This window comes from Rhodothermaceae bacterium (assembly GCA_009838195.1).
Lineage (GTDB): Bacteria > Bacteroidota > Rhodothermia > Rhodothermales > Bin80 > Bin80.
This window is the reverse complement of the sequence record VXSC01000038.1, coordinates 23,126-47,519: the sequence shown is the minus strand read 5'-3', so window position 1 is coordinate 47,519 and position 24,394 is coordinate 23,126. Positions and strand designations below refer to the sequence as shown.

General features: G+C 48.7%; 20 protein-coding genes. 9 read left to right on the top strand and 11 right to left on the bottom strand.

Going from position 1 to position 24,394, the window contains the following annotated elements; all coding sequences use genetic code 11:
- Positions 1-131: 131 nt before the first annotated feature.
- Positions 132-3,125, bottom strand: a complete 2,994-nt coding sequence (locus tag F4Y64_09125) for an outer membrane beta-barrel protein (GenBank protein MXX97757.1) — start codon at positions 3,123-3,125, stop codon at positions 132-134.
- 205 nt (positions 3,126-3,330) lie between these two features.
- Between F4Y64_09125 and ppk1 the strand changes: the two genes are divergently transcribed.
- Complete coding sequence (ppk1, locus tag F4Y64_09120) at positions 3,331-5,487, top strand: polyphosphate kinase 1 (GenBank protein ID MXX97756.1); 2,157 nt, start codon at positions 3,331-3,333, stop codon at positions 5,485-5,487.
- A 48-nt stretch (positions 5,488-5,535) separates the two neighbouring features.
- Here the strand turns inward: ppk1 and pdxH are convergent, their stop codons facing one another.
- Positions 5,536-6,165: a pyridoxamine 5'-phosphate oxidase gene (gene pdxH / locus F4Y64_09115; protein MXX97755.1), complete on the bottom strand. Its 630-nt coding sequence runs from the start codon at positions 6,163-6,165 to the stop codon at positions 5,536-5,538.
- Between the two features lie 175 nt (positions 6,166-6,340).
- Between pdxH and F4Y64_09110 the strand changes: the two genes are divergently transcribed.
- Positions 6,341-6,802 carry a hypothetical protein gene (locus F4Y64_09110; protein MXX97754.1) on the top strand — a complete coding sequence of 154 codons (462 nt, stop codon included), beginning with the start codon at positions 6,341-6,343 and terminating at the stop codon, positions 6,800-6,802.
- Positions 6,803-6,935: 133 nt separating this feature from the next.
- On the opposite strand, the gene ppk2 is transcribed toward F4Y64_09110, so the two are convergent.
- Positions 6,936-7,775, bottom strand: a complete 840-nt coding sequence (gene ppk2, locus F4Y64_09105) for a polyphosphate kinase 2 (GenBank protein ID MXX97753.1) — start codon at positions 7,773-7,775, stop codon at positions 6,936-6,938.
- Positions 7,776-8,116: 341 nt separating this feature from the next.
- Between ppk2 and F4Y64_09100 the strand changes: the two genes are divergently transcribed.
- Together F4Y64_09100 and F4Y64_09095 are read left to right on the top strand one after the other, a co-directional pair.
- Entirely contained in the window at positions 8,117-8,605 is a 489-nt protein-coding gene (locus tag F4Y64_09100) for a CoA-binding protein (GenBank protein MXX97752.1), read from the top strand.
- A 290-nt stretch (positions 8,606-8,895) separates the two neighbouring features.
- Positions 8,896-9,840, top strand: a complete 945-nt coding sequence (locus F4Y64_09095) for a metallophosphoesterase (GenBank protein MXX97751.1) — start codon at positions 8,896-8,898, stop codon at positions 9,838-9,840.
- Positions 9,841-9,930: 90 nt separating this feature from the next.
- Here the strand turns inward: F4Y64_09095 and F4Y64_09090 are convergent, their stop codons facing one another.
- A complete protein-coding gene (locus F4Y64_09090) occupies positions 9,931-10,911 on the bottom strand; it encodes a hypothetical protein (GenBank protein ID MXX97750.1) in 981 nt (326 codons plus the stop codon).
- A 290-nt stretch (positions 10,912-11,201) separates the two neighbouring features.
- Between F4Y64_09090 and F4Y64_09085 the strand changes: the two genes are divergently transcribed.
- Entirely contained in the window at positions 11,202-11,675 is a 474-nt protein-coding gene (locus tag F4Y64_09085; GenBank protein MXX97749.1) for a YbaK/EbsC family protein, read from the top strand.
- Here the strand turns inward: F4Y64_09085 and F4Y64_09080 are convergent.
- From F4Y64_09080 to F4Y64_09070, 3 genes are read right to left on the bottom strand one after another with little or no spacing between them, the layout of a single operon-like run.
- The gene (locus F4Y64_09080; protein ID MXX97748.1) at positions 11,656-12,417 is read right to left on the bottom strand and encodes a type III pantothenate kinase; all 762 of its coding nucleotides are present in this window, start codon (positions 12,415-12,417) and stop codon (positions 11,656-11,658) included. The genes F4Y64_09085 and F4Y64_09080 overlap by 20 nt on opposite strands.
- A complete protein-coding gene (locus F4Y64_09075) occupies positions 12,380-13,177 on the bottom strand; it encodes a biotin--[acetyl-CoA-carboxylase] ligase (GenBank protein ID MXX97747.1) in 798 nt (265 codons plus the stop codon). Before F4Y64_09075 ends, F4Y64_09080 begins: the two co-directional genes overlap by 38 nt.
- Positions 13,137-13,874, bottom strand: a complete 738-nt coding sequence (locus F4Y64_09070; GenBank protein MXX97746.1) for a hypothetical protein — start codon at positions 13,872-13,874, stop codon at positions 13,137-13,139. The genes F4Y64_09075 and F4Y64_09070 overlap by 41 nt, the downstream gene beginning before the upstream one ends.
- 504 nt (positions 13,875-14,378) lie before the next feature.
- Between F4Y64_09070 and F4Y64_09065 the strand changes: the two genes are divergently transcribed.
- The 4 genes from F4Y64_09065 (at position 14,379) to F4Y64_09050 (ending at position 18,010) form a co-directional block, all read left to right on the top strand.
- Positions 14,379-15,209 (top strand): enoyl-ACP reductase, encoded by an 831-nt coding sequence (locus tag F4Y64_09065; protein MXX97745.1) that lies wholly within the window; start codon positions 14,379-14,381, stop codon positions 15,207-15,209.
- A 13-nt stretch (positions 15,210-15,222) separates the two neighbouring features.
- Positions 15,223-15,996, top strand: coding sequence for a murein L,D-transpeptidase (locus F4Y64_09060; GenBank protein MXX97744.1), 774 nt, complete (start codon positions 15,223-15,225; stop codon positions 15,994-15,996).
- 158 nt (positions 15,997-16,154) lie between these two features.
- The gene (locus F4Y64_09055) at positions 16,155-17,525 is read left to right on the top strand and encodes a nodulation protein NfeD (protein MXX97743.1); all 1,371 of its coding nucleotides are present in this window, start codon (positions 16,155-16,157) and stop codon (positions 17,523-17,525) included.
- Positions 17,526-17,527: 2 nt separating this feature from the next.
- A complete protein-coding gene (locus tag F4Y64_09050) occupies positions 17,528-18,010 on the top strand; it encodes a hypothetical protein (GenBank protein MXX97742.1) in 483 nt (160 codons plus the stop codon).
- 8 nt (positions 18,011-18,018) lie between these two features.
- On the opposite strand, the gene F4Y64_09045 is transcribed toward F4Y64_09050, so the two are convergent.
- From F4Y64_09045 to F4Y64_09030, 4 genes are all read right to left on the bottom strand, one after another.
- Positions 18,019-20,784, bottom strand: a complete 2,766-nt coding sequence (locus F4Y64_09045; protein MXX97741.1) for a TonB-dependent receptor — start codon at positions 20,782-20,784, stop codon at positions 18,019-18,021.
- A gap of 55 nt (positions 20,785-20,839) precedes the next feature.
- Complete coding sequence (locus tag F4Y64_09040; protein ID MXX97740.1) at positions 20,840-21,784, bottom strand: DUF4974 domain-containing protein; 945 nt, start codon at positions 21,782-21,784, stop codon at positions 20,840-20,842.
- On the bottom strand, positions 21,774-22,394 hold the full coding sequence (locus tag F4Y64_09035) for an RNA polymerase sigma-70 factor (protein ID MXX97739.1): 621 nt from the start codon (positions 22,392-22,394) through the stop codon (positions 21,774-21,776). The genes F4Y64_09040 and F4Y64_09035 overlap by 11 nt, the downstream gene beginning before the upstream one ends.
- Positions 22,395-22,561: 167 nt before the next feature.
- Complete coding sequence (locus tag F4Y64_09030) at positions 22,562-23,914, bottom strand: NupC/NupG family nucleoside CNT transporter (GenBank protein ID MXX97738.1); 1,353 nt, start codon at positions 23,912-23,914, stop codon at positions 22,562-22,564.
- Between the last annotated feature and the right edge of the window lie 480 nt (positions 23,915-24,394).

The following is a 24,394-nucleotide window of genomic DNA, read 5'->3' as shown; positions in this document are numbered from 1 at the left end:
AGAGCTTTTGGGTTAAGTGCCGCGAGCTGCGCAGAATTCCCTTAACGTGATACACAGCGAAGCCTTCGCAGATTAGTGTATTGGTCTGACGGGGAAGCTTGGGTACAAATCCACATTTGTGGAAGAGTAGGTTAGTCAATTACATAGCTGATCCCAATTCCAAGCGTTCGGGATCTTGAATAGGAGATATAGTCGTAGGCCCGATTTTTGAACGTTTGAATCTGGCGGACATCTGACCCGAGTAAGTTTTTCGCCGTGATTTTTAGTCGCAGATTCGCAGGTAGGTCTTGAGTGATAGTAACATCCAGGTCGCTCCGGGCTTTTTCAAAAACATCAGGGGTTGCCCCTTCGGTGACGGACAGGAGTCGATCACCAAAGACCGTATAGTAGACCCCAATGATGGTCCCCAGCTTATAATTTTCGTAACTCGTACTCAGATTCAGAAGAAAGGGGGATTGCCCCTCCAGCGAGCGGGAATTACTGGCATTTGGATCCGAGGCGCGAATGATGATCATTTCATCTTCGGGAATATCTACCTGAGAGCGGACCAATGAGAAATTTCCACTAATTGATAGGTCTCTCAGAATTGGGAGATTGGTCCAGTTGTTGAGTCGTTTGCGTGCTTCAAATTCAGCACCAAATACACGGGCATGATCCACATTTTGGAATGACACGAATCGACCTTCTCCAACATTGCGCAGGACGCGCTCAATAGGGTCTTGGAAGACCTTGTAAAATGCGCTCACGGCAAGAATCTCTCCAGCTCGGGCAAACATCTCCCATCGAATATCATAGTTGGTAATCAGTGTTCGGTTGAGTAAGGGATTACCTTCCTGGATGTCACCCCCAACAAAATTGAAGCTCTGAAAAGGGGCGAGTTCTCGATACGTAGGGCGTGCAAGTGTTCTCGTAGCCGCTAGACGAAAATTCATGCTTTCGTTGATCGCATACACTACGTTCATGGATGGTAGCCAGTCGGGATTATCGAGTACTCCTCTGCGCAGGGAGTCCGGCAGCGTTAGGTCATAGCTCTCAGTTACGATTTCGGTCGATTCTGATCGGACTCCACCAACGAGTTTTAGCTTAGGTGTGAGCGGCAGCTCTAACATTAGATATCCCGCGATAATGTCACGAGAGGCATCGTAGTTAGCACGGGCAGGTGAGTTTTCCTGGAGATATAAGCCGGCGTTATATCCAACAAGATCGCCCACCTGAAGTGTATCTAATACGCCGAAATTTTCCTCAGAGAAGTAGTTTTCGGCATTTCCCTCGAAGTCTCTGTAGTCAATCTCCCGGCCTTCGTGATATTCGAACCGACGCTGTCGGAATTCTCGTTCGGACAGGTCGTAACGTCCCCCGAACTTCACGCGTGCCCCCAAACCTGACCATTGTCGAAAGGGGATCGTGATATCCACTACGGCACCACGGCTATCCTCATTCAGGTCACGAAAGTAGCGCTGAGGAGGAGGTGCATTCCCTCCCCCGAGTGAGTAAGTCGTATCAATACCCGAAGAATTTTCCCGGATATTCTGGGTGGAGGAGAAGAATCGCAAGTCAGGTTCGTCCTGAGAATTACTCGCAATTGAAGCCTTCCATTCAATTTGAAGGGGAGCAATCGCATGTTCACCCCTTAACTGGAAACTTTGAAGGGCACGTTCCTGATAGCTAAGGGCACGCGTTATGAATGTTGTCCCGCCGGTTTGATCACGAAAGCCACCTAACAAGGTAGATTGGCTCGTCCCACTTTGGGTACGCAGGATCGTGGCGACCAACTCATGATTGTCGCTGGGCTGGAACGCAATTGTCCCGGATGCCCCCCAGTTGGCTTCATCACTACCTCGAATGTTTGCAAATGAGGAGGCCTCCCTTGGATCTGCCCGCGTAATTACATCGAGATCGGGATTCGGTCCGAAATACGTCGTACTGGATAGATTCTCAATGGAGTTCACGTCTCCACCGACTAAACGCCACTGGCTGAAGACCCCGTCATCGTAGTAGCTGTAGCTTCTCCCATAAGTGAGGCTGCCGGTGACTCCGAGTGGTCGACCAAACAATTTCATCCTTCCGCCCGCTGCAGCAGAAAAACTGTGATTGACGGGCGTAGATCGATGACTAGGTGCCATCACTCCATTAAATGCTCGTGCAAAAGCATTCAGCGAATCCGCACGATCGGTCCGGATTTCGTTGGTCACTCCGCGACGTACATCACGAAGGTCGGATTCTCTTGGTAATTGATCCTCTGGGTCTTTGTTTTCTAGAACCTTTGGTAATGCACGGGAGCCATTATCATATCCAAGCCAGTCAGTGCTGCTGCCTGCATAAGAAAGAAAGTGGTCAATCCTGCTGGACTGATCGTCGTATGTCATAGATGCAGACAACTGCAGCGTAAAGGACTCGGGGAAGGTTTTTGTTGCTACATCCACCAGACCACCGCTAAAATCGCCGGGTTTATCTGGAGTAAATGTTTTTAGAGTGACAATATTTTCCAGTAGAGCTGCGGGAAATAGATCTAGCTGAAATGCTTTTCGATCAGGATCTGCACTGGGCAGTGTGGATCCGTTGAGTGTCGTATTGGCATAACGATCACCGAGTCCCCTTATGTATACATAGCGGCCACCTACGACAGAGGCCCCGGTTACCTTGGTCATGGCAGCCGCGGCATCGCCAGAGCCGGATCGACTGATTGACTCGGAGTCAATTGCGTCACTGACGGCTACGGATTTGGCACGTTCTCGCAGTAGCCTCGCCTCTGAACCTTCGATTGCATCTGCTGTAATCACTACTTCTCCGTAAGAGAGTGCTTCGGGGAGGAGTTCGATCTCTAGTCGGGTAATTTCTCCAGCGACCACAACCACATTTTCTACCATTACAGTGGAGAAGCCCAAATAAGCGAACCTCATCGTGTATGTACCAGGCTCGGCAATAAATTCGTACCTTCCATTCAGGTCGGTGGCATCTCCAAGTGTAGAGCCATCTATTGTAGCAGTAGCTCCAATAAGGGTCTCGCCATTTTCGCCGTCAACAATGAGACCTGCGATCGTGCCTACTTGGGCGTTGACTTGGAGTGAGAAGAAGAGTAGAAGAACCGGAACTGTACCAGCCAGGCGGAGAATACCGAAAGACATAATGAATCTGAGAAAGTATAAACAAGAGGCTTTCGGGATGTATTTAATGCTATGAAACGCTATTAGATGTTAACTGTAGGTTAAACGAGTTATAAGTTTGTGTAACCAATTTTAACAGAGAATCCCACTGTTGAGCCATCTATCTTGCACAGCAACATGGAACTTTGTCGAGAAAAATCTGACTAGATATGGCCAAAAAATGAATATGGAAGTTATTGACAGCAACACTCCGAGCGTTGTAGAGGACCTCAAGGATCCTTCCCTGTACAATAACAGGGAATTGAGTCTGCTAGATTTTCAATACAGGGTATTTGAAGAAGCCCAAGACGAGGCTAATCCGCTATTGGAGCGACTGAAGTTCCTTTCGATCGTTGGCTCGAATTTGGACGAATTCTACATGGTGCGTATCGGGGGACTCAAGAAGCAGGTTGCCAGTGGTATCACGGATCTTTCAATTGACGGGCAGACCCCAACAGAACTGCTTTCGGCCGTGAGAGAGGGAGCCCATACTCTGATGCAGAGTGCTCACCACTATCTCCTGTCTACAATGATTCCAGAATTGGCGGCGGTAGGGGTCCAAATCTTGAGCTATTCGGAATTAACAGATACTCAAAAGGCCGAAGCGACAAAAAGATATAAGCGGACAATATTTCCGGTTTTAACTCCTCTAGCTGTGGATCCATCCCATCCTTTTCCACACATCTCGAACCTGAGCCTCAATTTGGCTGTCATCATCAAGGATGAACTTGGCGGCGAGCGTTTTGCGCGGGTAAAGGTTCCTAGACCCATTGATCGTTTAATGTCTGTAGTTTCCGACCCTTGGACGATACAGGTGGGCGGAAATACCCGAAGGATTTTTTCGTTCGTATGGGTAGAAGAAGTCATTGCAGCAAACCTTCAATCTCTTTTTCCCGGTATGGAAGTCAAGGCAGCATATCCGTTTAGAGTCACACGAAGTGCGGATATGACAATCCAGGAATTGGAGGCAGACGATTTATTGGAAACGATGGAGGAGGGGGTTCGTCAGCGACGTCTCGGTTCTGTATTGCGACTCACGGTAAATGCGGATATGCCCAAGCGGGTACTCAGGCTCCTGATTGAGAATATGGGCACGGACGAGGAGGACATTGTAGTAGTTGACGGGCCCTTGGGAATTGAGAGTTTGATGGAGGCTGCGTCAGGGATTGATCGATTTGATCTCAAATATCCCCCGTTTATGCCCTTTACACCTTTGAGGCTCAAATCGGAAACCCGTGATGGAGATTTTTTCAAGGCATTGAGGTCTCAAAATCATCTGGTTCATCATCCGTACGATTCATTCTCCCCTGTGATTGAGTTTTTGGAGGCTGCCGCATCAGATCCTGATGTACTTGCAATCAAGATGACACTTTATCGTGTAGGAAACCAGTCTCCAATTGTTAATGCTCTGATGAAGGCAAGGGAGAATGGGAAGCAGGTTGCAGTGTTGGTCGAATTGAAAGCCCGTTTTGATGAGGCAAGTAATATTGGCTGGGCACGTGTGCTGGAGCGGGAAGGGGTCCATGTAATTTACGGCCTTATCGGACTCAAGACTCACTCGAAAATCGCATTGGTGATCCGGAATGAAGGGCGTCAAATACGTCGGTATGTGCATCTTTCCACAGGCAACTATAATAGCATTACCGCACACGTTTATGAAGACCTGGGGTTCTTTACGGTTAATCCCAAGATTGGAGCGGATGTCTCCGATCTTTTCAATTTTTTAACGGGCTATTCGGAGAAGCGAGATTATCGCAAGCTACTGGTAGCGCCAATCAATATGAGGAAGCGCCTTACCGAATTAATTCACCGCGAAATTGACCATCAAAAAGCGGGTCGAGAGGCGCGTCTGATCCTTAAAACCAACGCCCTCGTTGATGAGAAGATGATTCGTCAGCTTTATCGGGCATCTCAGGAGGGGCTTCAGATTGACCTGTTAGTGCGGGGAATCTGCTGTTTAAAGCCTGGAATTCCAGGTCTAAGTGAAAATATTCGAGTAATCAGTATCGTGAGTCGCTTCCTTGAACATAGTCGAATCTATTACTTTTCCAATGGAGGAAAAGAGGAGATCTACTTGGGGAGTGCTGACCTGATGCCCCGTAATCTCAACCGGCGGGTAGAGGTATTATTCCCAATTCAGGATAAAAATTACGTACGTTATCTCCGGGACACGGTGCTGGAATCGTATTTGCAGGATTCTGTTAAGGCCAGATACTTGACTGCAGAGGGAACCTATACAAGGCCGGAACCGGTGGAGGACAGCTTGTCGGTTCAAGAAAAACTCCTCAGCGTGCGAGCAGATTGGGTTGAAGAAGAGAAAGAGCATCCCTGGGAACTCTTCTGATCATGGCATCTGCGGGTATTTAAACCGTTCACTTTCTGGAGCGGAGAATTAGGGGAAAAGCAACTCCGTGTCCCAATGCCCCGAGGGTAACTTTGTGTAGACCAGTCGTTCATGTAGGCGACTTTGCCGACCTTGCCAGAATTCTATTTTCTCGGGGAGAACCCGGAATCCTCCCCAGCGTTCGGGGAGGGGGACCTCTTGGCCTGCATATTTTTGTTCAAAGTAATGCACACGCTCTTTCAAGTGTGACCGATCCCGTAGTGTACTGCTTTGATCAGAAGCCCACGCACCAATACGGCTTCCTCGTGGGCGGGACTGAAAATAAACTTCGCTTTCCTCTCTCGTAATTCGTTCGACTGGTCCTTCAATTCTTATTTGGCGCTCAAGCGTAGCCCAATGAAGGACGAGTGCGGCCTTGGGATTAGAGTCCAACTCACATCCTTTACGACTCTCATAGTTGGTGAAGAACACGAATCCTTTCTGGCTGACCTGTTTGAGAAGTACAATTCGTGCACTCGGGAACCCATCTGATGTAGTCGTTGCGAGCGTCATGGCTTCAGGGAGATAGATATTCGCATTCTGTGCAAAGGCGAACCACTCCTCAAATTGAATAATCGGGTCTATGTCAGGGTTTGCCGCCGGCAAATCCTGGATAAGATTAGGGGCAGTCAAGTCCATGAAGGATACTGATCATTTAGAGAGGATACGAGTCAATTATACCTATATGCATACAGAGAGGCCATGGTTCAGGTGTTGGAGCTGTAGTAGGTATTTTTGTCCGGCAGTGGTGGTTTTTTGAGGCAGGTTTTTATTTGCGGAATGAGTATTTTTGGGATCCACTTCTACTGATAACATGCGAAAATTCTGGATGAATCTATTGGCCGTGGTTGCCAGCTATTTTGCGATCGCGATTACAATCATGGTAATATATAGTCTGGCCTATCTCATCTTGGGAGCCGAGGGGTCGTATCAAACTGGCTCATGGAATGTTTCCACGACATGGGTGATCCTGAGCATTATTGTTGGACTTGGATCAGCTTGGTTGGGCGGTAAGATTTGTACTCGGATTGCAGGTAACTATGTTGCTGCAAAGTATTTGATTGCACTGATTATTGTTCTCGGGGTTGTCACTGCGTTGACGACAAACCAGGGAGATATGGAGACTGTTCGTGAAGTGACCCCGTCAATCATGGAAGCGATGGGGCAGAGTATTGTACCCATGTGGTACGTCTGGCTAAATCCATTATTGGGTGCCTTGGGGGTCGCCATTGGCAGTGGTGTACTCAATGCAAGCAGCGGAAAAAATTCAGAGTAATCTGATTGGTACGGGAGGATCTATTCAATACTCTTGATATCCTCGCCCAAACCAAACTCCTACTCCGCGAGTGAGTAGCAGGCTCGATGAATTTGGTAGCTCTCTCCCTCGGTAGTCGCTGACTGATCAGCGGCTACTCTTGAGCCGTCTCGCTCGGGTCAAGGGTGGGGGAATTCGGCGCGCCGAACTGGTCGGTCACAATCCGCTGCGTTTCCATTGCAGGGCGAACGTAACCTTGCTCGGTTTGTAATGGAGGCAGAACTACCTTTTTACGTTCAATGGTCTCATGGGGGATTTTTGAGAGGAGATGATTGATACAGTTTAACCTTGCACGGCGCTTGTCGTCTGCTTCGACTACCCACCAAGGAGAGTCGGGAAGATCCGTATGTAGAAACATCTGGTCCTTGGCCCGGGAATAATCCACCCACCGGGATCTTGATTCTAAGTCCATTGGGCTGAGTTTCCATCTCCGTTTTGGGTCTTCCATACGGCGACGGAATCTACGCTCCTGTTCCTCAGCGCTCACAGAAAACCAATATTTAATTAGGGTTGTGCCGCTTTCAATCAGCATACGCTCAAATATTGGGCATTGTCGAAGAAATTCCCAATACTCCTCTTCGGAGCAGTAGCCCATCACGCGTTCAACTCCTGCACGATTGTACCAACTCCGATCAAAGAGGACCAGTTCACCAGAAGCAGGTAAATGATGTGCATATCTCTGGAAATACCATTGAGTAGATTCACGATCTGTGGGTTTGGGGAGGGCAACGACACGGCAGATGCGTGGATTCAGGGGTGCCGTAATGCGCTTGATGGTTCCTCCTTTCCCCGCTGCATCTCTGCCTTCAAACACTACAACGACACGTTTCTTTTTGACCCGGATATAGCGCTGAAGAATGACGAGGCGTAGATGCAGCTTCGCCAACTCTGCTTCGTAGAATTTTCGTGATAGTTTTCCGTTCGCCTTGAACATGTGAAAGGGTTCGCTCATCAGATCTGATGGTGGTGTTCAACAGGTCTAAGCATTGATTTGTCTGTTCTGTTTGAGTCTCGCAGTACAGTGGATAGAGCTAGACAAAGATGGTAGTAGTTCTCCCAGGAGTAAGCTCTGTGAAGATGTACTGGGAGTTCAGAATAGGGTGAACTAAATCAGCCGGGATGCCAGCTGTGTGGCAGTGAGATTGTATTTTCATGGTGCATGTGAGGAATACTCCGTCCCTGGGGAAGGCCTCATTGAAAACTTCGTTCGTTTTTCTGCTCGAAGAATGCCCGAAATTGAAATTATGGTGTCTATCTAAACTTAAGAGATTTATTATGAAATTGCGAGACGGTTCTTCATGTGACTTATTTGGCAATCTTAGTCTGGAGCAGGTTGCAAAATATCAGGACCCACATTTGGTTCATCGAATCCTGGATTCCTCTCGAACGATTGCCGTTGTAGGATTATCAACGAGTCCTCAGAAAGATAGTCATGTCGTAGCAAGTTTTCTTCAAAACAGGGGTTTCAAGGTTATACCAGTTCACCCAAAGGCTGAGCGTATTTTAGGAGAAAAGGTATACAGGAAGGTTGCGGACATTCCTGAGCCGGTTGATATTGTAAATGTATTCCGGCCATCGCACGAGTGTCCAGAGCATGCGGAGCAGGCCGTACGAATTAGTGCCAAAGCGCTTTGGTTGCAACTCAACATCTTCAGCAAAGAAGCGGCTGCAATCGCGACTGCCGGCGGTTTGGATGTCATCATGGGTCTTTGCATGAAGATAGAGCACCACCGTCACCTTGGGAGTCAAAGTGCTTCACCATAAGCGCAAAAAGAACATCGTAAGGGCGGCATTGAACCGCATTCAGCGTATTCCTCACGCTCTGGTAGAGTTCGGTTTTTGTGTTTCCACAAGGGTTGGTGATTAGAAGAGTTCTCGGGTAATGATGGGTTCAGGCTCCATTCCCCTGAACCGGGTACGTGACTAGCCTAGGAAAGAATTTGTGCTCCCGACAATAGGGAATTATATCGTACCTTGGGCTAATAGAGAATGTCGTTACCAGAAGCACGACGGTCATGCGTTCCGAAAATATCAAAGGCTTTTGAATCAGGGATATGATACCACGACAGATATCACGTCGGGAGCTGCTGAAGATTGGTGCAGGGTGCCTTTTTCTCAGTCCGGGTCGCAGTGTAGCCCAGACCGATTCCGTTTGTCTTGGTGTGATAGCAGATTTGCATCATGGCCTAGAACCACGGGCGATGGAGCGACTGGAAACGTTCATGCGAGCTGTTGCCGAGCGCAAACCTGATGCCATTCTACAGTTGGGGGATTTCAATTTTGGCACCAAAGAAAGTGAAGAGTGCCTAGACCTATGGAATTCGTTTAAAGGCCCGGGGTACCATGTACTCGGTAACCATGACATGGATTTTGTGTCCAAGGATGCTATTGTTCAAAAGTGGGGCATGCCAGCTCGCTACTATTCCTTCGATTTCGGTCCCTATCATGTGGTAGTTCTTGACCGGAACAATCTGAAAACGGATGAAGGTTATACGCCCTACAGCGAAGCTAATTTCTATGTAGATGCCTCTCTGCGCGGCTACGCTGACGACGCTCAGCTGGCTTGGCTCCGTGATGACCTCGCCAAATCAGCCCTTCCGATAGTGGTATTTGTACACCAAGGCCTTGGGCTTCCAACCTCCATGCCTGAGGCTAGCAGCGCCATCGAAGCCGTACTGGAAGAGCACAACAGTAACGTGTCCGACAGCAAGGTGGTGGCCTGCTTTTGCGGTCATCACCATATCGATCGGCACACACGCAAAAATGGCATCCATTATCTGTGGATAAACAGCGCTTCCTACTATTGGGTTGGAGCAGAATACGGGCGCATGGCACCATACACACATGCGCTATATACGTTTATCACTTTCCGCTCCGATGGGCTTATGGAAATCGAGGCTTGCCACGCTGATTGGGTAGCTCCTTCCCCCGCTGATCGTGGTTTCCCCGGGGCTGGCGAATTGACGCCGTTTATTTCCGCCCGACGCCTAGAGCACTGAGAAAGACTGTGTACGAGAAACGGGCCATTATCTGATAGATCCCTAAAGACGGCTTACTTACCCACAAAAAGGAAAGAGCCAAACTTGCGCCTAATCAGGAATTCTGAAGCGTGGTGAAACCAATGAGCTGTCGTCCAGGAGGGTCGTGATTTGTACAATCCTTGTAAGACCAGGGCTATAAACTGTGACTGTCTTTTCTGAAGGATGGCTTTCATCATGTGCAATGGATGGATGATCCACGACATCCATTACATCTACGTTGATTGCCTGCAGAGATTCGGGATAGCGCAGTTTCCCATAGGGTGCGGAGCTGGATAATACAATCTGGCCACCAGTAGTTGCAATTTCTATTTCTGAGATGGGAGTGGTCTTGACAATTCGATGCAGACGGCTATTTGTCTCTGCCACGGACCATCCAGAAGCTTCAGCAACAGTTAAGAATGCATCGATGAGTCCAGCCTGAACAACCATTTGCTTTGATAGCACTGCATCAAAAACAGATCGAACTTCGGCTACACGGGAAGTGTACATAGACGAAAGCAATTCGGCTTCACCGAAAGCAGCCAATGCAGCGGTCATAACCGGTGAAGCATAGCTATTATTCAGCAGTCCCTGCTCTTCGAATGCAAGGGCGTTCCCGACCTGAACAATTCGGGGTTTATCAATCCCACTTACCCCCACGTACTTGAATATATTCCAATCAATTTCGCGTGTCTGGGCAGCTTGGGTAATACACTCATCGCTGTCAACACTGGCCGAGAGTAATGGATAGAAGGCAGATGCTTGAGGTTGGGTGTCGGAATCGTCAGAAAACTTAAACTGAATTGGCTTTCCGTCTTCACCGCGAACCGTAGTCAGATAGGCTATCCCCTCTGAATCCGTGACCCAGAGTTCATCCAGCACGGTTTTTTCTACGATCTTGTCAAAGATAGAGATTACCTCTGAGGGGGAGAGTCCATGCCCCTCTGCAGCGGCTACTAGGTGTGCAGCAATTCGGGCCTGTCCCGTCATTTGTTTGTCCAAAAGGGAATCAAGTCCATTAGCAATGTCTGCAAGAGAAAGCTGACTCATTAAACCGGAATTATGGTGATCGTTTGATCGGTATTTGCCTCATAAATCACGAAGAGCAACAGAGGTTGACCAAATTTACGACATAAACGCGAAGCAGTCTACTTTTTGGTTAATGCTCACAGGGACGTAATAGATTTCCAAAGAAAGAACGAGTGTAGAATTCATTTATGTATACAGGTATTCGTAAGCAGAACAGAAACCTTTCGATTGCCAGAAGCTTAGGACAGTGTCCGTTGGTCACCGTAGGGTTAACATCGGGAAGAAAGGCCAAGTCAATTCGCAAACCCAAAATGACTCTACCAGCAAAGGCAAGGCATGTTCAGAAGATTCTTTTGTCACTTGGAGTGAATACCAAGGTCACACAACTTTCGGAGTCTACTCGAACGGCAAAAGATGCCGCATCCGCACTCAATTGTGCTCTCGGCCAGATTGTAAAGTCTCTGGTCTTCCGCGTAAATGATAACCCTATCCTAGTGTTGGTCAGTGGAAGCAATCATGTGGATGAACGACTTCTTGAGAGCCTTGTCGGCAGCCCTATCCAGCGTGCCCGAGCAGATTTTGTCCGACAACACACGGGCCATGCCATAGGTGGTGTCGCACCGATTGGCCACCCCAAGCCCATTCCCACTTTTGTGGATGGGGATCTGTTGAACTACGAACAGGTTTGGGCAGCGGCGGGAGGTCCCTATGCGGTGTTTTCCTGTAAGCCTTCTTTTCTGGCTACGTTGGGTGAAGTAATCCGTGTCACTCCGGCGGCGGGTTGAACTGCATCAGCAATCTGATGCCGTGAAGAACGAGATTCCGATTGATTTGCGCCCTTGGGATGTGCTCTGCTAATATTTGGTACCAGCCTCCTGTCAGGGTAATGACCGATGGGGAATCAAGGAATTGTTCAATACGGGCGATTGTGCCCAGGACCCCATCAATCATCCCATAGATAAGTCCGTGCTGCAGTGCTTCAACCGTAGATGTCCCAAACGATCCTTCTGGAGGAGTCAGAGATACATTGGGCAATTTCGCGGTGTAATCGGCTAAAGCGCGATTAGATAATGTAGGGCTGGGCATGATCACTCCGCCCAGGAAAGATCCATCTGCTCGTACGACATCAATCGTAATTGCGGTCCCGGCATCAATGATGATTTGGGAAGTGCCACCCGGATACCAAGCCGCACATGCTGCAGCCAATCTGTCAGGACCTAGATTTTCAGGAGGGGTATAGTCGAGTCGGATTGGGAAAATGGCATGACTATTAACCTCAAATATAGGTGCATCTGTGAACTCAGCAATTTTGGAGATAAGAACCTCGGACTGTTGCGGAACGACATTGCATAACCCGATTCGGCAGGGTGGGGTTTGCGTATTCCATGTAGTAATACGTGTCAAGGCTTCCTCTACGGAAGATTCAGTTACTGTTGCCAGGGTCCGATCTTCTGCGAACAGGCCAATTTTAATGGTGCTGTTGCCGATATCAATCGTCAACCATACGGAGCGAGACATTGCCTGCATAAATTGTACGAGTTCCAGTACTGGTTTCTAAAATTAATGCTCCAGATTCCTCAATGCCGATGGGTGTGCCGATAATCTCCTCGTCCATTCCGATAACCCGACAACTTTGGCCAATCCAGACTAGATCATTTGTATAATTCTTTCGAATGGCAGAGGAATCCGTTAACATTAATTCCAGATTTTTCTCCAAGTTCAATAAGACCGATGGCATCAGAACCGCTCGGTCAATCGGCTGCCCGGTAGAGAGCAACAGGGAAGTTGCAAACTTGTCTAATTCCTCGGGAAACACGGTCTGATTCACGTTGATACCGATTCCAAGTATGATTGGAGTCATGGCCGAACCAACGGTCTGCAAAAGCATCCCACAGACTTTTTGGCCATTTAGCAGGATATCGTTCGGCCATTTCAGTTGCGGTCTATAGGGTGCAACGACATCTGCAATGGCATCGGCTACCCCCAGACAGGCGGTCAAGGGCAAGAGCCCGATTCGGTTGCCAGAAATCGGAAGATCCAGGATAATGCTGAAGGTGAGGTTCAATCCTGCATCTGCGTTCCAAGTGCGACCCTGTCGGCCACGCCCAGACGTTTGGTAATCTGCCGCAAATACAGTTCCATGCGTAGCCCCCCGTTTCGCTGCCTCCAGAGCTAAAGAATTTGTCGACGTTACTTCATCCATGTAATACAACGGACGCCCCAGAAATCTCGTGCTCAGCAATGAGCTAATTTGTTGACCGATCAGTGTAGTTGTAGAATGTGACATTACGAGCGAATATCTGCTCTTGTCCAAGCGGAAGCTTCAGTGTAACGTGTGCACTCAAGCGATAAGGGACCCAAGCTGTGCCGATAGGACGAAGTTGGAGTAGGTAACGGGAGGATTCTCCAAACAAAATTGTACTACTGAAATTATGAAGATTCGCAGAGATCAATTTGTTGGAAGCGGTATCATATATGTAGGAGGCCATCACCCCTTCCTGTGCACTGCCCGGTCTGGCTTGGATTGTGATCTCATACGCCGGACGTGTCCAATAAGTGGTGTCTTCCCGTATCTGGTAAGAAAATTCGTCTTTGAACCGTTCCATCAAATAGGGAAGATCATCGGGCATCATGGCCTCAGCTAGACCGGACAGATCCAGAGCTTCGACAGAATCCGAACCCACGATTACAGTTACGGAACCAGACGTATCAACCTTCACTAGACGAGTAAAAGACTCATATTCGTGTGCAGTCCTGTTTTCTGTGCGATCATGTCGGGAATAAGACCAAGTGGCTATTTCATCAAACGCATTTAGAATTTCATCCGTTTGGCTTTGGGACAAGATTGCCAAGGCGGCATCGGCAGTTTCTTGTTCTATTTCGCTGGGCGGCGGAAGGGGAGCGGAGCAGGACATGCAAAAGGGAAGACAAACAATTACTGCCAGCCCGAAGATAAACCGCATTTGAGTCAGGATGCGAGGCATCAGAAGCAAAAGGTCGAATTCACGAGAGATTGCTCGTCTCGAAGATATTTTCTGATGAGTTGCAATGCGACCATTAATTTATTCCTTCCCGCTTATTCTCGGAGGTGGATCCCCATGGTACTTTATCATACCGCTGCTATTATGACAGCATGCGGAATAAACGTTTTCAGAGCTTTTTTGATGCCTCACATCACTCGCTCCAGTTCGTCAGAATGCCTTAGACAGTTGACACCTATCCTTCAATATGCGGGAGAGCTTGTACGAACGATACTGACGAGGCTCGAGGGTTGGTCAGAGTAACCATGATCTTGAGATCACTGGGTTCGTCACGGATGAGTCCAATACGGAAGAATTGAGTAACTTCACAATAATCAGACTGTGAACCTTGTTGGTGGTTCAGACTTAAAATCGCGATCTCCAGGGTTGCCTCGAAGCGTAAGGTTGAGGTTCAAAAGGAGGTTGTATGAAGTACCGCACTTTGAAGTGATAGATTATTTGATAGAAATGGAACGCTCGGGACTGTTGCAAGGCAAAAAAGGAGTCATCTTTGGAGCTCTGAATGAAAGTAGTATTGCTTGGGCAATCGCCAAAGCAGCTCATCGGGAAGGAGCACAATTTGCCCTTTCGAATGCTCCGGTTGCAAAACGATTGGGGACACTGGAGGGTCTAGCTGAATCGGTCGACAGCCCTGTAATTTGGGCGGATGCAACCAAAGACGCTGATTTGTCTTCGCTCTTTAATGAACTCAAAGAACATTATGGGCAGATAGATTTTATCGTCCATGCAATTGGTATGGGAGTTAATGTCCGTAAACGCCGCCCGTACGAGAAATTAAATTATGACTGGTATGCTAAGACGTTAGATGTCTCTGCGGTTAGTTTGCACCGGATCGTGCACCATACAATGGAGAGTGAAGCCCTAAAAGAGGGAAGTTCAATCCTAACCATTTCCTATATCGGAGCACAGCGCTCATTCTCCCATTACTCAGAGATGGGAGATGCGAAAGCATTACTCGAAAGTATTGTACGGACCTGGGGGGCGCGGCTTGGCGAGCACAAGATTCGCATCAATGCGATCTCACAGAGTCCTACCCAGACTACAGCGGGGCAGGGTATATCCGGATTCGATGCCATGTTTGAATTCGGGAAGAATATGTCACCTCTGGGAAATGCAGATGCGGACAGTTGTGGAGACTACGCGGTTACACTTTTGAGCGATCTGACACGTATGGTTACCATGCAGACTTTGTACCATGATGGTGGGTTCAGCAGTATCGGGATTACAAATGCAATGGTTGAGCCCATGATGCGGATGCTGAATCCCGAGCAGTCATGAGCAAGGCCGTACGATGCATTCGTCATTTAGCAAATCTATGATGCAGCTGGCGATTTGTGCAGCAATCGCACTCAATCTCTTCTCTGTTGATTCGTATGCGTCACAGTCTCTGGAAAGGGGAGTCGCTGATCTGTATTATGTGACCGGTCAAGCCGTCAGTTTATACCGGGATGTTGAGCAGACGAAACCTTACTTGCGACTTCGCTTCAGAGAACCTGTCGCAGTCGTCTCGTCGGAAGGATCAGTGAAGCAGGTGCGTACAATGGATGGAGCCTTGGGATACGTAGATGCGGACGAGATCTCAAATATCTGGATTCTCGTTTCGAAGCGGCGTAAGCAGGTCATACTTCACCAGGGTATGCGGGTCCTATCTGAGTTCAGGGCAGATTTTGGCTACAATGCGTACTCGGATAAAAATATTCGCGGCTCAGAAGAGGATCCTGATCAGTGGCGGACTCCAGAGGGGGTCTTTTATGTAGTTAAGAAGAACCCATACAGCAAATTTTATCGCGCTTTTTTACTGAATTATCCCAACGCGGAAGATGCCGAGCGGGGAAAGCGGGACGGATTGATCAGTCAGAAAGATTATGAGGCCATCATGCTGGCTGAAAAAAGAGGAACGCCTCCGCCCATGGGGACAATTCTGGGTGGATTCATAGAGATTCATGGTAATGGTACTGGCCTCGCATCAAATTGGACGGAAGGATGTGTAGCTGTTCGGGATGAAGACATGGATTTTATGTGGTCGTATGTTCGGGAAGGAACCCCTGTGGTTATTGAGAAATAGGGAAATGATCCCAAGGGTTTAACCATAATTTTTGCGGGAGAATCTCGTCGAAATAATGGATACATGGGAAAAACCGGACTCGATGCTTCATGATGGTAACGCTCTCCCTGTGAATCCTTATTATCGGGTGAGGCGTAAAGTAGGAAAGGTTGATCCCAATGGATAGATTGTTCACATTGTTGATGCTTTCTTTGTTTGTACCTGCTACGCTCGCACAGGTACGTGCACCAAAGCCATTGGAACTCAGTTCGGATTCCCTTGAAGGGCCGGTGTTTGTCGTTCCTGTCAATGGCATGATTGATAATGGTCTGGCCCGTTATATCGATCGGGCCGTACGTGATGCAACCAACCAAGGTGCAGTGCTTACGGTATTTGAGATTGATACATTTGGGGGGCTTGTAGATGCTGCGGACAAGATTCGAAAGACGTTATTGGATGCGGAAATGTCTACTGTTGCGTTCATTGACAAGAATGCAGCTTCGGCCGGTGCACTGATTTCCTATGCAGCTGATCGCATTGTAATGGTGCCGGGGGCTTCGATTGGTGCAGCAACAGTGGTTGAAGGAGTGGGTGGAGACGAAGCACCGGATAAATATCAGAGCTACATGCGCGGCTTGATGCGATCAACCGCCGAAGCGAATGGTCGGGATCCGCAGATTGCAGAATCAATGGTGGATCCGTCTCTTGAAGTAGAAGGGGTATCCGAGAAAGGCAAAGTGTTGACGCTCAGCGCTACGGAAGCGCTGGAATTTGGGGTGGCGGATCAGATTCTGGGAACGACCGATGCGGTGATCGCTGCTTATGGTTTGGACAGCCCAACCCTGGTAGCACATCGTGAAACTACAGCAGAGCGAGTACTTCGGTTTCTTGGATCTCCTGTGGTCCAGTCGATCCTGATGCTCATGATGCTTGGTGGACTCTACTTCGAATTGCAAACCCCAGGAGTGGGGTTTCCAGGAGCCGTAGCACTATTGGGGATCGCGTTGTTCTTTGCGCCTCACTACCTACTGGGACTTGTTGAGGTGTGGGAGATTCTACTGTTTATACTTGGTGTTGGATTGATTATCGTTGAGTTGTTCGTATTCCCAGGGTTCGGTATTGCGGGAATATCAGGTCTGGTCCTGGTCTTGTTCTCATTGGTTGCTGCACTGATAGGCAATGTAGGTTTTTCGTTTCCTCCGATCGCCAGTGTAATGCCAAGTGTCTATACATTGGCAGTAACCATGGCGATTCTGGCCGCGGGGTTGATCATGGCCGTACGCGTGTTTCCTACGTCTGCCACTGCAAATGTACTTGTGTTAGCACCTGAACTCAGGAGTAGCGAAGGTTATACGACAGCCATGACGCACTCCGAGTATATCGGTAGGGTAGGACCAACTGTGACCGATCTCAGACCCTCAGGTGTGATGTTGATTGACAAGAAACGTGTAGATGTAATCACTGCTGGCGAGTATATTGATCGTGGTACACAGGTGCAGGTCGTTGATGTGCGTGGAACCCGAATTGAAGTTAGAACTCACGAGTCATAAACGTGGAAACACTTATCCCTATTGTGTGCATTTTGGCTGGTCTTCTGCTGATTGCTGTAGAAGTCTACTTGATTCCGGGATTCAATGTAATCGGGGTCTTGGGGGCCTTGCTGATCATTTTTGCGATCGGATACGCCTACAGCGAATCTGGCCTGGTTGGAGGGACCATTGCGCTGTCGGGGACTTTAGGCAGTGGTATCGCACTGTTTATCGTACTTTGGAGATCAGGAGCTTGGGATCGCTTCATCCTTTCCGCTACATTGCAGACGGAGGGGGATGCAGCAAGTCGAAAAAGCGATGAGAGAGCTCGTTATCTGGGAAAAACAGGAGTCGCCATCACTCCACTTAGGCCGACAGGCATTGTAGAAATTAATGGAGAGCGCGTAGAGGTATCTACCGAAGGAGAATTTATTGCTGTTGGGAGCAATATCCGTATCGTTGCAATGGATCGTCGCCGATTTTTTGCCCGTTTAGATACCGCGTAGCGTAGGACCTACCACTGTAGTTGAGCGGAGACGGTAAGGGTGCGGCCGATTAGATGGCTGGTTCGGTCAGCCAGGATTGTTCTATCAGTCCCGAATTCATTTTGCTCCAATAGGTAACGATAGGCGGGATTCAGTCTATCGAAAGCATTCAGTAAGTCGATCCGGATCCATAATCTGCGATTGGTTCTATCACGAATGATTGCAGCAAGCCCTATGTCGAATTGGCTGAATGGGGCTAGCGTATGTCCCTCTGCGCTAGGGTCATTAAATGAGTAGTCATCAAAAGATGCGGCGTAGTCAATATCAGATCCTAAGAGATCATAGTATGCCCGCTTGAATGCCCATCTGCGTCCCCATGTAGCTTGCCAACGTATTGTGGCTTCCAATGCAGGGATCGGCCTCACAATTGCCCTGGTCTGAAGCCGTTGGGGTACATTCCAGGGTACAGGAAGGAGGATGGGTACACCATCCTGGAATGCATACTTTCGTTTTGACTCGCTGCGCTCGTAGAGGAGTGCGAAATTCGCCATCTCGCCATTCCTGCGCAACTCAAAAGATGCTCCGTATACAAAGCCATCCGTATTGCTAACAAACGAATTGATCTGATCAATGATCGTCGAATCTTGATCCTGTCTCCAAAGCATGGGATAATCAATCCTGTAAAGGTGGTGCTGATCTTTGTAATGGTATTCAAATCCAAATTGCCAATTGGTCCATAGCTGTGCCGACAGATCAATGCTGTAATGGTGGGAGACAGGTGCGCGGAGAGTTTCATCCACAGGGATCCAGAAACGGGTTGAAGGGACAATCGTACTGGGGCTGACCGTAGCAATCTCGAACTGATTCAGAAACTGGTAATAGATCCCAGACGAGAGTCGGAGGGAAACGCCGTAGCCGTCTCTGTAGGGTGATTTGAGGAGAAGGGCGGCACGGGGCTCCATGTGCCACCGATTCTGAGCCCGCAACCATGTAAAGCGCAGACCAGTGGTAAGGTCTACCCAGGGGCGTGGCCTCCATGTTTGTTGTAGATAAGCCGAGGATGTATGAGAGCGCCGTTCGTGATTAAGAATTCTCGGGAATATGTGCTGGATACTGAAGTGATGCTGAATCCATGAAAAATCTACGCCAGCCTGCAGGAGTCCTTGGTCGTGTGCCTGATTAATAGAAACACTCAGATCGTTGCTTGAAATCTCATTTTCATCACTGGTCTCAACCGAGTTGTATCGATACAGCAGGAATGCTGCATGGACACTATTCTGGCGATCAAGACCTCCGTAATTATGTGAGAAGAAATACTTGCCCTTACGCCAGGAGATACGCCAGCTGAAGTTATCGGTCAGATGCTGATTCCAGTACAGGCGCGTATTCTGATTCATCCATGCATGACGATCCGGTGCGACCTGCCTACGCGCAGCCGTAGAATCTCTTGCCGCGGAGAGTAATTGCCCTTCAAACTCGCTGCGCCCTCTGTAGAGAGAACCTCCAATTTCCCTTCGGTCGTCTAATTCGAGCCTTGCCGCAGCATGTACATCGTTAAAACTGATATCTGGTAATGAGGGGGTGGGGATTTTTTGGAGACGGCCAAGCAGTGTGTTATAGCCATGCTCAAAGGCACGTTTGAGAGGATAGATACTAGCACGCATCAGGAATTCATCTGGACGATTCCATTCCCGAAGCAAGTCATTCACGCTCTCGCTGCGCAAATTGCTCCACCAGTGATCCCAAATACTACTTCGAAATGCCCCCATCAGGGATAGGTTGGTTGGTCCGATATCCATATAGTTCGTGATGCGTGCATTAAACGAAATCGGATCTATCTGTATTTCGATGGGGTAAGCGGCTCTCAGCGAATGTTCCGCATTGATAATTCCGGCCAAGTAGCTTCCATGCTCTACGTTAAAGCCTGCTTTTCTGACTGAGACCTGATCAATTGCAAACGGGTTGAATATCCCAAACAGGCCCAAATGGATGGGTTCGAAAACAGCACTTTCATCTAATCTGAATTGGTGCTCTCCGATTCCACCGCCTTGTATATGAATATCGCTGGTGTTTAAGTCAACGTAGATTCCCGCTATGTCCCTGAGATTCCGCACAACATCCGAGGTCCCCAGTCCGGTTATCTGCCTCAGATCGGCAGGGCCTCGGGTATCCATTTCATAAGGGCGAATATAAGACGAAAGTGAAAGTTCGGGCAGGGCCGAGGCAGTTACTTGCAGGGGGAGCTCTTCGAGGATCCAGTCGTTTAACGAGACATCGATAGTCAGGACGGAGTCAGCGAGCAGGTTGACATTTCGTTCTTCGGTTAGATAGCCTATATGACTGATGCGGATTTTCGCAGATCTCCGAGGCTGGGTTGAGAGGGTAAAATAACCGTTGAAATTGGAGGTTGTACCTTCCTGGGTTCCGACAAGGGCAATATGTGCACCTCGGAGCGGGGTTCCGCTGTTCACTGATCGAACCTGACCAATGAGTGTAGCCATCTGGGTTGCATTAGGTCGGAGAAAAAACGTGCCACTGGGCTGGCGGAAAAAAGAGACACCAGTCCCCTCTAGCAAATACTCTATATCAGATTCTGCATCGGCTGCGATGGGAGCAGACCATGAAGTGTATCGGCCCTGTAAAGTACTTGATGCGTAGGAAAGATCAGCCCCCCAAACGGATTGGAAGTGCCTGACTGCATCAAGAAGCGGTAGTTGAGACTGCGCGACCGAAACTGTGGTACTTCCGAGCGATGCGGCAGACAGAATGGCTACGCAACAAATCAAGGTGCGCACGAAACAAGGCTAACGACTTTTTAGAAGACGATTCTCGTGCGTGACGGATGGAGGATTAGCGCGGTGGAGTAAGCAAAAACCCATTCGAAACTGCACGATACTCGCAGTGTAACGCGCAAATGTCCAAAATGATTTCTTCAACCGTTTCTGGAGATTCTTTGAGGATCCCAATGGGCTTGGATTTAAAAGATTCAAGATCCGGTGCTTCAAGTGTAATCTCCACATCATAGCGCCGTTCCATCTCTCGGGCAACTTTCCCGAGGGGTTGATCGGAAAACTTGAAGCCGCCATCGACCCATGCCAATTTTTCCATTGATGCCTCAGTTCCCTGTGTGACTAAGGGGCGCTGACCGACGGGCTGTATTCTAGCGGACTGTCCAGCAGTCAAAACCACAGCTAGGTCGGCACTAGTGCGAGGAGCTACCTGAACTCGCCCTGACTCAACGGTTACATCGGTGGCCGCATTAAGCTCATCAGGCCAGGACCGAACATTAAATGACGTACCTAATACCTTCGTCTGTGCATCAAAGGTCTCGACGGTAAATGGGGTTGAACTATGTTCAACGTCAAGGAGAACCTCTCCCTCCTGCAGGGTCAATTCACGGGATGATTCTCCAAAATTCCTACTGTATTCAATACGTGTACCACTGTTGAGCAGCACGGTACTCCCGTCAGGTAATTGATGCGTAAGCTGCTCGCCATGCGGGGCAAAAACGGAAGTGGGTTGTGTGAGTGTAATTCCAACGGCTATAACGAGCGCAATACATGCTGCCAGAGCAACGGCGCGAGGCCATGTAACAACTCGCATGTAGGCGGGTCTTGTGGCTTTCTGGATGAGTGGCCACATGTCACTGCCGACGCCCTCAAATTCTTGCGCGGAGGGTTCCCTGTCATAATAGGCTGACGCAAGCTGCCACACCGTTAGGGTGTCAGGGATCTCAGAGAAATCCAGATGGCCTAGAATTTCGTCGGGCAGAGAGGAATTAGGATCAGTGTTCATGCGCTTGGTGATCTTGTTGTAGTGCTTGCAATTTCGTACGAAGATCTCGTAGAGCGAGCATCACATGTGTATTGACGGTCCGAGGTGTAAGATTCATGACAGTTGCGATCTCTGCGTGTGTGAGTCCCTCGAAACGACTAAGCTTAAAGGCTTGTCGGCGGCGAGGGGGGAGGCTGTCAATCCACTGACGGACATGTTCTTCAAGCATACCAAAGTCCACTTGCTCATCGGGGGCAGGATCATTTTTAGTTGCGACATCATCTGCGTCTATCCCATCTGAGTAATGTGAGTCACGGAACAGGTTGAGGGCTTTGTTCCGAACCATCGTGTACATGAGTGCGAGGAGGGACTTATCGGGGTCCAAGGTTGCCCGTTTCTCCCAAATCTTGACAAATACATCCTGCACAATGTCCCGTGAAGCATCTTCATCTTTCGTATAGCGCCAACAAAATCGAATAAGAGTGACGTTTACTTCTTCAAACAACTCCTGAAAAGCTTTTCGGTCTGACTCCGCCAAGCGCTCGCTTAGTTGTGAGAGCCTGGCTGACAGAGTAGCCGCTTGCCCTTCGTTTTTGCCCAGTTCAAGTTTTGGTTTCTGTGTTCGGTCCATATACACACCATCCCAGTTGAGTGACCAACTACCATTTTTATTGGAGGTCACAGATCTCTTTAAGAGTATTCACACCAATAATTGGTATCTCTATATCTATAGAGATATTAGGGTCATTAAGTTAAATTTTTAATTTAACAGATATTGGCTCATTATCTTGAACTTTACTATGCCAGTACCCCTGCAAGGGTTGCTGTCATAAGGTTCGCCAAAGTTCCAGCGAGCACTGCCTTGACTCCTAGCTCCGCAATGAGCGGGCGTTGATTGGGTGCAAGTGGCCCAATTCCTCCGATTTGAATGGCTATAGAAGAGAAGTTGGCAAAGCCGCACAAGGCAAATGTTGCCATGGTAATCGATTTTTGTGAAATCGTTCCTGCCTGCATGATATCTGCAAGCTGCAGATAGGCGACAAATTCATTGGCTACGATTTTGTAGCCAAGCATTGAACCGACCGTCACGATATCCTCAGACGGGATTCCAATCATCCATGCGATTGGTGCAAATCCCCATCCCAGGATTTTACCGAGTGTTAACTCTGCACCGAACAAGCCTCCGCTCCAGCCCAGAAGAAAATCGATCATTGCTAAAAGAGCGATAAATGCCAATAGGATTGCAGAAATATTCAATACGAGTTGCACTCCGTCACGCGCTCCCGCTGCGGCCGCATCAATCACATTTTTAGACTCAGTGAGTTTTGGGAGTTCAATCCTTCCCAGCGTGATGGGTTGACCCGTTTCAGGGACGAGAATTTTACTTAGGATGATTGCCGCGGGGGCAGCCATAAGGCTTGCTCCAAGGAGGTGTTCAGCGAACTTGAGTTGAGCCATGTCTAACGGGATTCCCTGCATCGCTGCGTATGGAATGGCTAAGAAGGCGATGTACGCGGCCATGACCCCTCCAGCCATTGTGGCCATACCGGCACTCATTAGGGTCATAATCTCTGAGCGGGTCATGTTTTCCAGATAAGGCCGAATAACAAGCGGAGCTTCGGTCTGACCGACGAAGACATTGGCGGCAACCGACAACGATTCTGCCCCGCTGGAATTTAGGAGTTTTGCGACTGCTCTCGCCATTGCTTTGACAACCCACTGCATGAGGCCCAGGTGGTACAAAATGGCCATCAATGATGCGAAGAAAATGATCGTAGGGAGGACTTGAAAGGCAATTGCACTTCCCCAACTTTGGCCGATGACTAAAGGAGTACCCGGCTCCGTACTTCCATCTGGAGGGAGTGCAATGTCTCCGAGGACAAACTGAGCTCCTTCCGTTGTGAATTGCAGTATTTTCACGAAGAAAGTGCTGATCCACGAAAAGAGCGCCTTGGGCCAGCCCAAAGGGGAGAAAAACTGCCCCATAGCATCTCCCTGGAGCACGAGGATTGCGATCACAATCTGAGCCAAAATCCCTAAAAAAATAAGACGCCAGTTTGCTGAACGGCGATTTTCAGAGAATAGAAGTGCAAGGCCAATGACGGTAGTAAGTCCTATAAGAGCACGGGAAGCAGAAACAGCAAATTCCATCAGAATTACTTGTGTTGAAAGTGGAAAGTAGGGGACTGTTTACTTTCCGATTATGCGTTGAAGATAAACCATTTGCCGTCAAGCCGAAGATGTGACTGCGGATACTTAATCTGTGAATACAGAATTACGGTGGCTGTAAAAGAGGCATGTTGCTTCAACAATTGAACCGGTGACAGGATCGTCTAAACTGCGCAGGGTATTTTAATCCATTTCATCAAGCCCAGGATGATTTGTCCAGAAAAATGAACCGTAGACTCTTCGGCGTTCCGTCAGTACAAGGTAAGGCTGCAGCAGATGCCTGATTGATTCATTCCATTGGGAAAGATGCAGTGAGGTTCCGTATGTTCGCACCCTTCGCAATCCAGACAAGACTCTGCAGCAGCGTACATTGTTTGGATTACGATTTAATGATGTGCTCAAATGTACAAGTTATTTCCATACGATGACTTAAATCGATTTTTCCCCCTGTGGGATGCCTCC